Raw genomic sequence first — 13,132 nt, forward strand, 5'->3', positions numbered from 1 at the left:
CGACGATGTCTGTGAAATTCAATTTACGTGTTGCGGCGCTGTTGGGCACGTTGATGCTCGCTGCAAGTCCCGCCCTTGCCGAAGTGGTTCTGCATCGTGGTAATAGCGGTGAGCCCAATACGCTCGATCAGGCACAGACATCCATCGATATTGAAGCTTTCATCGTCAAGGACCTTTATGAAGGGCTGACAATCTACGACGCCAGCGGCAAGATTGTTCCCGGTGCAGCGGAAAGCTGGAAAGTCTCTGACGATGGCACTGTTTACACCTTCAAGCTGCGCGACAGGGCCAACTGGTCTGACGGCACGCCGGTTACGGCTGAGGATTTCGTCTTCTCCTATCACCGCATCGAAGACCCGAAGACAGCGGCCAAATACGCCAATATTCTCTACCCGATCAAAAATGCCGAAAAGATCAACAAGGGTGAAATGCCCATTGATCAGCTTGGCGTGAAGGCTGTTGATGCGAAGACGCTCGAAGTCACATTGGAGCGGTCAACACCCTTCTTTCTGGAACTGCTGGCACACCAGACTGCGCTCCCGATCAATAAGGCGAGTTTCGAAAAGAACGGTGCTGATTTCGTCAAACCGGGCAAGCTGGTCAGCAATGGCGCTTTCAAGCTGCTTGAGCACGTGCCGAATGACCATCTGACTGCTGGAAAGAACCCCGAATATTGGGACGCTGCCAGCGTCAAGCTCGACAAGGTGGTTTTCTATCCAACCGAGGATGATGCGGCGGCGCTTCGGCGTTTTGAAGCCAAGGAAATGGATATCGTCTTCAATTTCTCGGCGGATCAGATCGCACGCCTGCGCAAATCATGGGGTGAGCAGGTTCATATTTCACCGCGTCTTGGAACCTATTATTACGCCTTTGACTCGCGCACCGAGCCATTCAATGATGTTCGTGTGCGCAATGCGCTGTCCATGGCAATCGACCGCGATTTCCTAGCCAATGAAATTTACAGCGGTGCACAGCTGCCAGCCTATTCCGTTGTCGCTCCGGGTATCGCCAGTTATGGCGAGCCGGAAAAGCCGGCTTTTGCCGGCATGTCCCAGTTGGATCGTGACGACAAGGCAGTCGCTCTGATGAAGGAAGCCGGGTATGGTCAAGGTGGCAAACCGCTGAACATTGAAATCCGCTACAACACCAATGCCAACCACGAGCGTATCGCCACTGCGGTTGCTGATAATTGGAAGAAAACCTTCGGCGCCAACGTCACCCTGATGAACCTCGATGTGTCATCCCACTACGCCTACCTGCAGGAGGGCGGCAAGTTCAACGTCGCGCGGGCCGGATGGATTGCTGATTACGCCGATGCTGAAACCTTCCTCGCGCTCCACATGAGCACCAACAAAACCTTCAATTACGGACATTACAACAATCCGGAATATGACGCGCTGATGAAGAAATCCTACGACGAGCGCGATCCGGTGGCCCGTTCCAAAATCATGCACGAGGCGGAAGCCCTGCTGGCGCGCGACCAACCAACCACCACACTGATGAACAGTGCCAACCTCTGGCTTATCGCCAGCAAAGTCAAAGGCTGGATTGATAATGCGCCAAACGAACATCTGAGCAAATTTCTGAGCCTTGAATAGCAACCGCTGCACGCCGTGCCTTAGGCAGCGTGTTCAGATAGAGAAGAGAAAGGACGGTAGACGATGTCTGTGAAGTTCAATTTACGTGTCGCGGCGCTCTTGGGCGGGCTTATGCTGACGGCCAGTCCGGCCCTGGCTGAAGCGGTTCTGCATCGCGGCAATGCGGGCGAGCCCAACACGCTTGATCAGGCGCAGACATCCATCGATATTGAAGCCTTTGTGGTGAAGGACCTTTATGAAGGTCTGACCGTTTATGACGCCCACGGCGCTATCATACCGGGTGCGGCGGAAAGCTGGAAAGTCTCCGACGATGGCACCGTCTATACGTTCAAATTGCGCGCCAATGCCAACTGGTCCGATGGCACGCCGGTGACCGCAGAAGATTTCGTGTTCTCCTACCGCCGTATCGAAGACCCGAAAACAGCGGCGAAATACGCCAACATTCTCTATCCGATCAAAAATGCTGAAAAGATCAACAAGGGTGAACTACCCACTGACCAGCTCGGCGTGAAAGCTGTCGACGCCAAGACCGTCGAGATCACACTGGAACGTGCGACGCCCTTCTTTATCCAGTTGATGGCGCACCAGACGGCGCTGCCCATCAGCAAGGCCAGTTACGAAAAGAATGGTCCTGATTTCGTCAAGCCCGGCAAGATGGTTTCAAACGGCGCGTTTGAACTTGTCGACCATGTGCTGAACGACCATCTGACTGTCGCAAAGAACCCCGATTACTGGGATGCGGCCAACGTCAAACTGGACAAGGTCATCTTCTATCCGCTGGAGGATGATGCGGCGGCAGTCCGGCGCTTCGAGGCGGGCGAATTGGATACAGTCTATAATTTCTCGGCTGACCAGATCGAACGGTTACGCAAATCATGGGGTGATCAGGTTCACGTCACACCAGCGCTGGCGACGTATTACTATGCGTTCGACAGCCGCACCGAACCGTTCAACGATGTTCGTGTACGCAACGCGCTTTCCATGTCTATTGATCGCGATTTCCTTACCAAGGAAATCTATAGCGGCGCGCAATTGCCAACCTATTCGCTCGTCCCTCCGGGGCTTGCCACCTATGGCGAACCATCCAAAGCTGCTTACGCCGACATGTCGCAGCTGGACCGCGACGACAAGGCCGCCTCCCTGATGAAAGAGGCTGGCTACGGCGAAGGCGGCAAGCCGCTCAATATCGAAATCCGCTATAATACCAATGCCAATCATGAGCGGGTTGCCACGGCTGTTGCCGATATGTGGAAAAAGGCATTCGGCGCGAAGGTCACTCTGATGAACCTCGATGTGTCATCGCATTATGCCTACCTGCAGGAGGGCGGCAAGTTCAACGTCGCCCGGGCCAGCTGGTTCGCGGATTATGCCGACGCTGAAAACTTCCTTGCCCTGAATGTCAGCAGCAACAAGACATTCAACTATGGCCACTACAACAATCCGGAATATGACGCGCTGATGAAAAAGTCCTATGACGAGCGCGATCCTGATGTCAGGTCAAAAATCATGCATGAGGCGGAAGCCCTGCTGACCCGCGATGAGCCCATCGCATCGCTGATGAACAGTGCCAATCTCTGGCTGATTTCCAAAAAGGTCAAAGGCTGGGGCGACAATCCAACCAACGAACACCTGAGCAAATATCTGAGCCTTGCGGAATAATGAGCCGGGTCCAATAGAGTGAGTAGGTGCAGCTACTGCGGAAGCTGCACAGAAGAGAGAGTATATCTCCATGTTTCATTTCGTCCTTCGCCGACTGGCGAGTGCGGTGCCGACATTGTTTATAGTCGTCACCATTTCGTTCTTCCTGATGCGGTTTGCACCGGGCGGTCCCTTCAACCTTGAAAGACCGCTGCCGCCAGCGACGATGGAAAACCTGATGAAGGCTTACCATCTGGATCAGCCGCTCTGGAACCAGTATCTGCAATATCTCAAAAATGCAGTGACCGGCGATTTTGGACCGAGCTATATCTATAAGGACAATACGATTGCCGAGCTGATCGGCAAGGGTCTGCCTTACTCGGTGGAACTCGGCTTTTATGCCCTGCTGCTCGCGCTCTTCGGCGGCGTTATTGTTGGAACGATCGCCGCTTTGCGGCAGAACAGCATTCTCGATTTCCTGATCATGTCCGTCGCAACCATCGGCGTGACCGTTCCTAACTTCGTTGTCGGTCCGGTGCTGACATTGATCTTTGCCGTGCTTTTGTCTCTCTTGCCTGCGGGCGGTTGGGGCGATGGCTCATGGCGCTTCCTCATTCTACCGATGATCGCTCTAGCATTGCCGCAGCTTGCGGTGTTTGCCCGCCTCACGCGTGGCTCGATGATTGAAGGTCTGCACACGGATCACATCCGCACGGCACGCGCCTACGGCTTGCCGCCAAGGACAGTCGTGATCACCCATGCGATGCGCGGCGCGCTGCTGCCTGTTGTCTCTTATCTCGCGCCCTGCGCTGCTGCCTTGCTGACCGGTTCTGCCGTGGTCGAAACCATTTTCACCATTCCCGGCGTCGGTCGCTACTTCGTGCTGGGCGCTATCAATCGCGATTATACGCTTGTGATGGGAACCGTGGTTCTCGTGGCGATTTTCGTTATCGTTTTCAATCTCGTGGTCGATATTCTGTACGGCCTTCTTGATCCGAGGGTTCGCCATGACTGATGTGTCCACAACAATCATCCCAGAGGAAGAATCCAAGGGACGCAGCCTGTTTCAGCTGGCGACACTCCGCTTCCGCCGCAACCGAGCAGCGATGGCTGGTTGCGTCATGCTGTTCTTCATCACCATCTTTTCGTTCTTCGGACCGTATTTCCTGACCCACACCTATGATCAGGTTTTCTCGTCCTATGTCACGATCCCGCCAAGCGTCGAGCCGCTTCCAAAGGCAGATACGCTCGGCGATGTCATGAAGGGCGTCGCAAGCCGCGCCAAGGTGGAGCTGAGGGAGTTTGCCGTCAGCGGCAATACATTCACGGCGACCATCCATTCGGATCAGACCATTGATCCGCGCACGACGCGCTATTTTGATCGTGCAAACGAGTTCGACGATACGCAGGTTGCCGCCACGGAAGATGATGGCAAGACCCTGAAACTCTCAGGCAACGTCAACCGCGAATACTTCTTCTTCGGCACCGACGCCAATGGCCGCGATATGCTGGCTCGTGTCATGCTCGGCGGACAAATCTCGCTGGCTGTTGGCTTTCTCGCCAGTCTTGTCTCACTTGCTGTGGGCGTCACCTATGGGGCGATCTCGGGTTATCTCGGCGGCCGCGTCGACAATGTGATGATGCGCCTTATCGAAATTCTTTATTCACTGCCCTTCGTGTTTCTCGTCGTGGTTCTCGTCGTCTTCTTCGGGCGAAGTTTTATCCTGATCTTTCTGGTGATCGGTGCGGTGGAATGGCTTGATATGGCACGTATTGTGCGCGGTCAGACCCTTGCACTCAAACGCCGGGAATTCATCGGAGCGGCGCAGGCCTTGGGGTTAACAGACTGGCAGATTATCCGCCGTCATATCATCCCCAATACAATTGGTCCGGTTATCGTGTTCGTTACGGTCGTGGTGCCGAAAGTCATTCTTCTGGAAAGTTTTCTGTCCTTCCTCGGTCTTGGTGTTCAGGCACCCCTGACCAGTTGGGGCGCACTGATTTCCGAAGGCGCAAACAAGATGCAGTCCGCACCCTGGTTGCTGATTTTCCCTGCCATTTTCTTTGTTATCACCCTGTTCTCGCTGAACTTCATCGGTGATGGCCTGCGTGATGCTCTCGACCCGAAGGACCGCTAAAATGACGGACAACAAAGATACTGTATTGTCCGTACGCGGACTGAAAGTTGACTTCACCACCCCGGACGGCGATGTGAACGCCGTCAAAGGCATCGATCTCGATGTCCGGCCGGGCGAAACACTCGCCGTTGTCGGTGAATCCGGCTCCGGCAAGAGCCAGACCATGATGGGCATTATGGGCCTGCTCGCCCAGAATGGCCGCGTGACCGGCTCGGCCAAATATCGCGGCAAGGAATTGGTCGGCCTGCCAACCAAGGCGCTCAATGAGGTGCGCGGCTCAAAGATCACCATGATCTTTCAGGAGCCGATGACCTCGCTTGATCCGCTCTACACGATTGGCCGGCAGATCGCTGAACCCATCGTTCATCATAAGGGCGTCAGCTTCAAACAGGCCAAGGTTCGTGTACTGGAACTGTTGAAACTTGTCGGCATTCCCGAGCCGGAGCGACGCATCAACAGCTATCCGCATGAAATGTCGGGGGGACAACGCCAGCGTGTCATGATTGCCATGGCACTTGCCAATGAGCCTGATCTTCTGATCGCGGACGAGCCAACCACAGCTCTTGACGTGACCATTCAGGCGCAAATTCTTGATTTGCTGCGTGACTTGCAGAAGCGTTTCGGCATGGCCATCGTGCTGATCACCCATGATCTTGGCGTGGTCAAACACTTTGCCGAACGTGTCGTTGTCATGCGGCGCGGCGAAGTGGTGGAAAAGGGTACGATCAAGGACATTTTCGGAAACCCGAAGGAAGACTACACCAAAATGCTGCTGGCTTCCGAGCCCAGCGGCAGCAAATCGCCCCCCGAAGACAAAGCGCCGATCATGCTGGAAGGGCGCAATGTGACGGTCGATTTTGCCATTGGCGGCGGCTTCTTCTCCAGCGCACACACGCATTTCCGCGCCGTGGACGGCGTGACGGTGAAGCTCAAGGCGCGGCAAACCATCGGTATTGTCGGTGAATCCGGTTCCGGCAAGTCAACCCTCGGCCGGGCGCTGCTGCGTCTGTTGCCGAGCAGCGGCCAGTATCATTTTGAGAAAAAGAACATTTCCAACTTCGATCGCTCGGCGATGCGTCCCTTGCGCCGGGAATTGCAGCTGGTGTTTCAGGACCCTTATGGATCATTGTCGCCACGCCAGACTGTGGGCGAGATTATCACCGAGGGCCTGCTCATTCACGAGCCGCAATTGTCGCGGGCTGACCGCGACAAGCGAGCGATTGCAGCACTCAAGGAAGTGGGGCTCGATCCAACCGCGCGCAACCGTTATCCGCATGAATTCTCCGGCGGGCAACGCCAGCGTGTCGCCATTGCACGCGCGATGATCCTGAAGCCGAAAGTCGTTATTCTCGATGAACCGACGTCCGCGCTCGACCGGTCCGTGCAGGGGCAGGTCATCGAACTCTTGCGGGATCTGCAGGCCAAGCATGATCTGTCCTACATTTTCATCAGCCACGACCTCGCCGTTATCAAGGCGATGTCCGATTATGTCATCGTGATGAAAAGCGGAAAGATCGTCGAAGAAGGCCAGACAGACGATATTTTTGACGCGCCCCAGCATGATTATACCAAGACACTGATCGGGGCTGCCTTCGATCTGGATTGATGACTTCTCGCGTCTGGTGAGGCTATTCTGTAGACAATGCGTAAATCTATGTAAACGCGGAGCTTTAGAATGGCCTTTTCCATCAAGGACGAGACAACAGATGCCGCGGTCAGGCGGCTGGCGAAAATGAAAAATACCAGCCTCACGGATGCTATTCGTGAGGCTGTCGAGAATGAATATAATTGCATCCCGTTGCAGGAGCGACTTGAAGCGCTGTCAAAGCGTTATCAATCTTATCCCGAAACCGGGTTGGACGCCGACAAGACATTTTTCGATGGTGTCTCTAACGACATCTGATGCTTAGTGACGTCTACGCCAAGTGGCCTGAAACGCTCCGCCTAAAGTTCCGAGCGCCATGGCGGGTTTGCACCTGCGCGCGAGACAGTCACCGCCGCGGCCTTGGCACCAAGCTGCAGGGCATCGCGGATTTGCTCTTCGGTTATCGAGGTGAGGGCGTCTTTTACCAACAGGCCCGCTTCCTGCAACGACGTCAGCACACCCGCCGTAAACGTATCGCCAGCGCCGACCGTATCGACCACGGATACTTTTTGTGCGGCAACATGCACGGTTAGATCTTTGGTATAGCCGGTGACGCCCTCGGCACCGCGCGTGACGAGAATGAGTTTTGGCCCGTGCTGGGATGCGGGGACAATCCAGCGGCGGGCGATCTCTTCCATCGAACCGCTTTCACCGAACCAGCGCATATCCTCATCGGAAATTTTGACGATATCGGTCATGGCGATCATGCGGCGCATGCGTGCCAGATGCCTTTCCTTATCGGGGATGAAACCGGGCCGGATATTAGGATCAAGAACAATGACACGCTTTTCGTGCTCGCGCGCCATCAGCGCCTCATAGGTAGCCCCGCAAGGCTCTGGAATGAGGCTGATCGCACCGAATTGCAGCGTCGTGACATTCTCATCCAGTTCAGGCAGATCAGTGATCGCCAGAGAACGGCCCGCGCTGTTCTCGTCGTAGAAGATATAGCTCGCCTGTCCATCGGTCAGCCGCACGAAGGCAAGCGTGGTCGGCTGGGGCGAAATATGGGCATAGCGCGTACCGACATGGTTGGCGGCAAGGCTATCACGCAACATCTGCCCGAAGAAATCCGAGGAAACACCGGAGTAAAATTCCGTCGGCACACCGAGGCGGCCCAAAGCAATCGCCGTATTGAAAACCGCACCGCCAACATAGGGCGCGAAAGCCGGTTCGCCCGCCTCGCTCGTGCGCGGCAACATGTCGATCAGTGCTTCACCACAACATAGGATCATTTGTCAGTTTCTTTCGATGGATAGATGACGCCCTTGCGGACGATAATATTGCCGTAAAGTCTGGGTTCGCTCGTCGCGATGATGGTATGGGCATTCTTTACCCGTGTGTAGAATGCATCGCCAACCAGCGGCAAGAGCGAAAATCCAGATGCCCGGCGGGCGCAGACTTCGACCATTTCCTCGTGCACGGGATCGAGCAGATCCGGATTACCCTTGACCGTCGCGCGGAACAACGCCGCCGGAACAAAATCATCCACCGGCATCACTTGCAGGATCGCATCAAGGATAGGGATCAACGGCAAGCCATCGGCACGGATGAGCCTGCGGGCATGTTCCAATGCAGGATAATTTCCATCAACCAATGCGATCTCGTCACCGTGCCCCATGGCACGCAGTGTTGCCAGAAGCTCCGGGCCCAAGATGGGCGGAATACCAATCAGCACGCTCAATCAACCTTTCTGAATATTTTCTGTCCGATAAGAAACCGGTCTGAGAGAGCAAGACTGGCAGCGCCCAAAGCGCGGGCATGAATCCCCACCGTGCCTTCGACGATAACGGGCAATTCGATACCCTCCAGATCAAACGTTCCAACATGATCGCGCACCGCGTCGACGATCCGCGTGCGCACCGCAGCAGGGACCCAGCCATCAATAACCGCAGCTTCAAAATCAACCACTGAGGATGCAGCAACCACCGCCTGTGCAATGGCTTTGGCCGAACGATCAATCCATCCGTCCAGTTCGTCGCCCATCTCGCCCCAATCTTCAGGCGAGGTCCATAAGGGGGAGGGGTCGCGGCCAAGACCCGTGACGATGCGCTCCAGAGCGGTGATCGATGCAATATCGATCAGCTGTTGTGTAGTGCCATCCGGTCCGGGCACGGGCATGGAACCAAGCGCCCCGGCATTGCCTGAACGACCGGCATAGAGACTGCCATTGATAACAATGCCGCCGCCAATAAACGAACCGATATAGAAATAAACAAAATCATTAAGGTCTTTGGTTCCGCCAAAGACGAGTTCGGCACCACAGGCAGCGGTGATATCATTCTGCAGATAAACCGGAAAATCACAGATCGCGGCAATCGACGCTTTGATGTCAGACCGGCGCCACTGGTCGAGAATTTCCTGTGGCGCACCAACCGTATCGGCCCACTTCCATAGCTCGAACGGCGCTGCGATGCCAAGGCCAGCCACCTTTGAACGCTGTTTGTCATCAAGCCTATCCAGCATTTTCCTGATGCCGTCTTTGGTGAAGGTCATCACGGAATCAGGCGTTGGATAGGCATAGGGCATATGCAGCATCGACCGGATGCGTCCGACGAAATCAATCAGTACAAGATCTGCGCTGCGGCGGCCAATCTTGAGGCCAAGGAAAAAAGCGCCTTCCGGATTGAGCGACATGGGAATCAATGGCTGGCCGATGCGACCGCGCAATGGTTCTTCGCGCGAAAGCAGCTCATCGGCTTCCAGCATCCGCATGATGATCGAGATTGTCTGCGCGGAAAGACCTGTCAGCCGCGCAATGGCGGTTTTCGCCAGACTGCCATGCTGGCGCAATAACGAAAGCACGACCCGCTCATTGTGGTCGCGCATACCGCTCTGGTTTGTTCCCTGATGGAGCGGCGGCCGTGTTCCTCCCGGACCGTGGCGCTCCGATAGTCTGATGCCCAAAAGGACGTCCTCCCTGATATAGGCGCGACAATGGAACCATCGGGCAAAGCTGTCAATAATAAATAAGAGTGATTTATTAATGTTGACAGCTTGGCGAGGCTGGTATTTTCTAAGGGCAGCACTTGGCCGGGAGGATAACTGTCCGAGGTGTTCAAGCGAACGAATGCTGCCCATCGGCGGCACGTCGCATTATGATTAAACTCTGGGAGGAAGTGACATGCGTAAGAGCATTTATCTCAAATCAACCATTCTCGGCGCTGCTGTTGTGGCCATCGCCGCCTTCGCCGCTCCGGCACAGGCTGCAGGCGTCGGCGCCTGCCTTATCACCAAAACGGACACCAATCCGTTCTTCGTCAAGATGAAGGAAGGTGCCGTTGCCAAGGCAAAGGAACTCGGCGTTGACCTCAAGACCTATGCGGGCAAGATCGACGGCGACAGCGAAAGCCAGGTCGCGGCTATCGAAACCTGCATCGCCGATGGCGCCAAGGGTATTCTGATCACGGCATCAGACACAGCAGGCATTGTTTCGTCGGTTAAGCAGGCACGCGATGCCGGTGTTCTGGTCATCGCACTCGACACACCGCTTGATCCGGTTGACGCGGCTGACGCCACTTTTGCAACCGATAACCTTCTGGCGGGTGAACTCATCGGCAAGTGGGCCGCCGGAACTTTGGGCGACAAGGCCAAGGACGCAAAGGTTGCCTTCCTTGATCTGACCCCGTCGCAGCCATCGGTCGACGTTCTGCGCGATCAGGGCTTCATGAAGGGTTTTGGCATTGATGTTGTTGACATCAACAAGATCGGTGACGAAAAAGACCCGCGCATTGTTGGTCACGACATTACCAATGGCAATGAAGAAGGTGGCCGCAAGGCCATGGAAAACCTTCTGCAGAAGGACCCGGGCATCAATGTCGTTCACACGATCAACGAACCTGCTGCTGCCGGTGCCTATGAGGCGCTGAAAGCATTCGGCAAGGAGAAAGACGTGCTGATCGTTTCCATCGATGGCGGTTGCCCCGGCGTGAAGAATGTTGAAGCCGGTGTTATCGGCGCGACATCGCAGCAGTATCCTTTGATGATGGCTTCGCTCGGCATTGAGGCCATCAAGAAGTTTGCTGACACCGGAGAAAAGCCGAAGCCGACAGCAGGCAAAAACTTCTTCGACACAGGCGTTTCGCTTGTCACCGATAAGCCGGTCAAGGGCGTCGAGTCCATCGATGTGAAGAGCGGCCTTGCCAAGTGCTGGGGCTGATCGCCGCCTGATCTGACAGAAAAGCAAGCAGGCAAGGAGGGGACGGTGTAAACCGTCCTCTCCAAACTGCGCAAATTTCGGGGAGCCAACTCATGACCGAAACCAATCCGGGATCACAACCCAAGCAGGAATTCGAGAGCGTTCTTACGCAGAGCGCGACAGCCGTTGCCAATTTCGACAGTGAGCAGAAAAGCCTTGTTGAACGGACGCGCCACTTTCTTCATTCGAGCCCGGCAGCTGTTCCGCTGATCGTGCTTGTGTTGTCTCTGGTGGTATTCGCCGTCATCGTCGGTTCGCGTTTCTTCACACCCTTTGCCCTCTCGCTGATCCTGCAACAGGTAGCGATTGTCGGTATTGTCGGCGCGGCGCAGACACTGGTTATTCTGACCGCCGGTATCGACCTTTCCGTTGGTGCAATCATGGTTCTGACCTCGGTCGTCATGGGTCAGTTCACGTTCCGCTACGGATTGCCGGTCGAGCTTTCCATTCTGTGCGGCGTCGCTCTGGGCGGATTGTGCGGCCTGATCAACGGCATACTGATTGCCTATGTGAAGCTGCCGCCATTTATCGTCACACTCGGCACGTGGCAGATTTTTCTGGCAACGACCTATATCTACTCTGCCAATGAAACGATCCGGGCGCAGGACATCGAAACCAACGCACGGATGCTTCAATTCTTCGGCGAAAAAATCCAGATCGGTACCGCCACCTTCACCTATGGCGTGTTTGCCATGATCCTGTTGATCGCCATTCTCTGGTATGTGCTCCAACACACGGCATGGGGCCGCCATCTCTACGCAATCGGTGATGACCCGGAAGCGGCCGAACTTGCGGGTGTGCGCACCAAGCGCGTCCTGATTTCCGTCTACGTATTGGCCGGTTTCATCTGTGCATTGGCCGGTTGGGCGCAGATCGGCCGCAACGGCTCCGTATCGCCACAGGTTGGCCAGTTCGCCAATATTGAATCCATCACCGCTGTGGTGATCGGCGGCATGTCGCTCTTCGGTGGACGCGGATCAATCCTCGGCATGCTCTTCGGCGCACTGATTGTCGGTGTTTTCTCCTTCGGCATGCGCATGTACGGCACCGATGTCCAATGGACCTATTTGATGATCGGCGTTTTGATCATAACGGCTGTGGCAATCGATCAGTGGATCAGAAAGGTAGCAGGCTGATGACACAGGAACCCCTTCTTACAGCCCGTGGTCTGGTCAAACGTTATGGCCGCGTTACGGCTCTCGATCATGCGGATTTTGATCTTTATGCCGGCGAAGTCCTCGCCGTCATCGGCGACAACGGCGCCGGAAAATCCTCTCTTATCAAGGCGATATCGGGTGCCGTTCATCCTGATGAGGGCGAAATCAAGCTCGATGGCAAGGTGATCAATTTCCGCTCTCCAATGGAAGCGCGCGATGCCGGCATTGAAACCGTTTACCAGAACCTTGCACTGTCCCCCGCACTGTCGATTGCCGACAACATGTTTCTTGGCCGCGAAATCAGAAAGCCGGGCATTCTTGGCAGTTGGCTGCGTATGCTCGATCGCAAGACCATGGAAAAGCAGGCGCGCGACAAGCTGACCGAGCTTGGCCTGATGACCATTCAGAACATCAGTCAGGCGGTTGAAACGCTCTCGGGCGGTCAACGGCAAGGCGTCGCCGTGGCGCGTGCGGCTGCTTTCGGCTCCAAGGTCGTGATCATGGACGAACCAACGGCAGCACTTGGCGTAAAAGAGTCCCGCCGCGTTCTGGAACTCATTCAGGATGTGAAAAAGCGCGGACTACCGATTGTGCTGATCTCCCACAATATGCCACATGTTTTTGAAGTGGCTGATCGTATCCACATTCACCGGCTTGGCAAACGCCTTTGTGTCATCAACCCAAAGGAATACACCATGTCGGATGCCGTGGCATTCATGACGGGAGCCAAAGAGCCACCCGCCAGTCTTGTTGCATGAAGG

Annotated in this window: 12 protein-coding genes; 9 read left to right on the forward strand and 3 right to left on the reverse strand. The window is 55.4% G+C overall.

Going from position 1 to position 13,132, the window contains the following annotated elements; translation table 11 throughout:
- Positions 1 to 5 precede the first annotated feature (5 nt).
- The 6 genes from BLU05_RS23260 (at position 6) to BLU05_RS23285 (ending at position 7,277) form a co-directional block, all read left to right on the forward strand.
- Complete coding sequence (locus tag BLU05_RS23260; protein ID WP_091885539.1) at positions 6 to 1,598, forward strand: peptide ABC transporter substrate-binding protein; 1,593 nt, start codon at positions 6 to 8, stop codon at positions 1,596 to 1,598.
- Between the two features lie 63 nt (positions 1,599 to 1,661).
- The gene (locus BLU05_RS23265; protein WP_091885541.1) at positions 1,662 to 3,257 is read left to right on the forward strand and encodes a peptide ABC transporter substrate-binding protein; all 1,596 of its coding nucleotides are present in this window, start codon (positions 1,662 to 1,664) and stop codon (positions 3,255 to 3,257) included.
- Between the two features lie 70 nt (positions 3,258 to 3,327).
- Positions 3,328 to 4,251, forward strand: coding sequence for an oligopeptide ABC transporter permease OppB (gene oppB / locus BLU05_RS23270; RefSeq protein WP_091885544.1), 924 nt, complete (start codon positions 3,328 to 3,330; stop codon positions 4,249 to 4,251).
- Positions 4,244 to 5,374, forward strand: a complete 1,131-nt coding sequence (locus BLU05_RS23275; protein ID WP_091885547.1) for an ABC transporter permease — start codon at positions 4,244 to 4,246, stop codon at positions 5,372 to 5,374. Before oppB ends, BLU05_RS23275 begins: the two co-directional genes overlap by 8 nt.
- A 1-nt stretch (position 5,375) precedes the next feature.
- The gene (locus BLU05_RS23280) at positions 5,376 to 6,980 is read left to right on the forward strand and encodes an ABC transporter ATP-binding protein (protein ID WP_091885552.1); all 1,605 of its coding nucleotides are present in this window, start codon (positions 5,376 to 5,378) and stop codon (positions 6,978 to 6,980) included.
- Between the two features lie 69 nt (positions 6,981 to 7,049).
- Positions 7,050 to 7,277 carry a type II toxin-antitoxin system VapB family antitoxin gene (locus BLU05_RS23285; RefSeq protein WP_091885555.1) on the forward strand — a complete coding sequence of 76 codons (228 nt, stop codon included), beginning with the start codon at positions 7,050 to 7,052 and terminating at the stop codon, positions 7,275 to 7,277.
- 41 nt (positions 7,278 to 7,318) lie between these two features.
- Here the strand turns inward: BLU05_RS23285 and BLU05_RS23290 are convergent, their stop codons facing one another.
- Genes BLU05_RS23290 through BLU05_RS23300 form a run of 3 tightly spaced genes read right to left on the reverse strand, consistent with a single transcriptional unit; the run spans position 7,319 to position 9,845 of the window.
- Positions 7,319 to 8,251 carry a carbohydrate kinase family protein gene (locus tag BLU05_RS23290; RefSeq protein ID WP_091885558.1) on the reverse strand — a complete coding sequence of 311 codons (933 nt, stop codon included), beginning with the start codon at positions 8,249 to 8,251 and terminating at the stop codon, positions 7,319 to 7,321.
- Complete coding sequence (locus BLU05_RS23295; RefSeq protein ID WP_091885636.1) at positions 8,248 to 8,694, reverse strand: RbsD/FucU family protein; 447 nt, start codon at positions 8,692 to 8,694, stop codon at positions 8,248 to 8,250. Before BLU05_RS23295 ends, BLU05_RS23290 begins: the two co-directional genes overlap by 4 nt.
- Positions 8,695 to 8,696: 2 nt before the next feature.
- Complete coding sequence (locus tag BLU05_RS23300) at positions 8,697 to 9,845, reverse strand: ROK family transcriptional regulator (protein ID WP_091885561.1); 1,149 nt, start codon at positions 9,843 to 9,845, stop codon at positions 8,697 to 8,699.
- A 295-nt stretch (positions 9,846 to 10,140) separates the two neighbouring features.
- Between BLU05_RS23300 and BLU05_RS23305 the strand changes: the two genes are divergently transcribed.
- The 3 genes from BLU05_RS23305 (at position 10,141) to BLU05_RS23315 (ending at position 13,129) form a co-directional block, all read left to right on the forward strand.
- Entirely contained in the window at positions 10,141 to 11,175 is a 1,035-nt protein-coding gene (locus BLU05_RS23305; RefSeq protein WP_091885563.1) for a sugar ABC transporter substrate-binding protein, read from the forward strand.
- 92 nt (positions 11,176 to 11,267) lie between these two features.
- The gene (locus BLU05_RS23310; RefSeq protein ID WP_091885566.1) at positions 11,268 to 12,350 is read left to right on the forward strand and encodes an ABC transporter permease; all 1,083 of its coding nucleotides are present in this window, start codon (positions 11,268 to 11,270) and stop codon (positions 12,348 to 12,350) included.
- Positions 12,350 to 13,129, forward strand: coding sequence for an ATP-binding cassette domain-containing protein (locus tag BLU05_RS23315; RefSeq protein WP_091885568.1), 780 nt, complete (start codon positions 12,350 to 12,352; stop codon positions 13,127 to 13,129). The genes BLU05_RS23310 and BLU05_RS23315 overlap by 1 nt, the downstream gene beginning before the upstream one ends.
- Positions 13,130 to 13,132 lie beyond the last annotated feature (3 nt).

This window comes from Phyllobacterium sp. OV277 (genome assembly GCF_900104355.1).
Classification (GTDB): domain Bacteria; phylum Pseudomonadota; class Alphaproteobacteria; order Rhizobiales; family Rhizobiaceae; genus Phyllobacterium.

Excerpts from the sequence above, each read along its gene's own strand:
- BLU05_RS23260 (WP_091885539.1), top strand. The coding sequence starts at position 6 with ATGTCTGTGAAATTCAATTTACGTGTTGCGGCGCTGTTGGGCACGTTG.
- BLU05_RS23265 (WP_091885541.1), top strand. The coding sequence starts at position 1,662 with ATGTCTGTGAAGTTCAATTTACGTGTCGCGGCGCTCTTGGGCGGGCTT.
- oppB (WP_091885544.1), top strand. The coding sequence starts at position 3,328 with ATGTTTCATTTCGTCCTTCGCCGACTGGCGAGTGCGGTGCCGACATTG.
- BLU05_RS23275 (WP_091885547.1), top strand. The coding sequence starts at position 4,244 with ATGACTGATGTGTCCACAACAATCATCCCAGAGGAAGAATCCAAGGGA.
- BLU05_RS23280 (WP_091885552.1), top strand. The coding sequence starts at position 5,376 with ATGACGGACAACAAAGATACTGTATTGTCCGTACGCGGACTGAAAGTT.
- BLU05_RS23285 (WP_091885555.1), top strand. The coding sequence starts at position 7,050 with ATGGCCTTTTCCATCAAGGACGAGACAACAGATGCCGCGGTCAGGCGG.
- BLU05_RS23290 (WP_091885558.1), bottom strand. The coding sequence starts at position 8,251 with ATGATCCTATGTTGTGGTGAAGCACTGATCGACATGTTGCCGCGCACG.
- BLU05_RS23300 (WP_091885561.1), bottom strand. The coding sequence starts at position 9,845 with ATGCGCGACCACAATGAGCGGGTCGTGCTTTCGTTATTGCGCCAGCAT.
- BLU05_RS23305 (WP_091885563.1), top strand. The coding sequence starts at position 10,141 with ATGCGTAAGAGCATTTATCTCAAATCAACCATTCTCGGCGCTGCTGTT.
- BLU05_RS23310 (WP_091885566.1), top strand. The coding sequence starts at position 11,268 with ATGACCGAAACCAATCCGGGATCACAACCCAAGCAGGAATTCGAGAGC.
- BLU05_RS23315 (WP_091885568.1), top strand. The coding sequence starts at position 12,350 with ATGACACAGGAACCCCTTCTTACAGCCCGTGGTCTGGTCAAACGTTAT.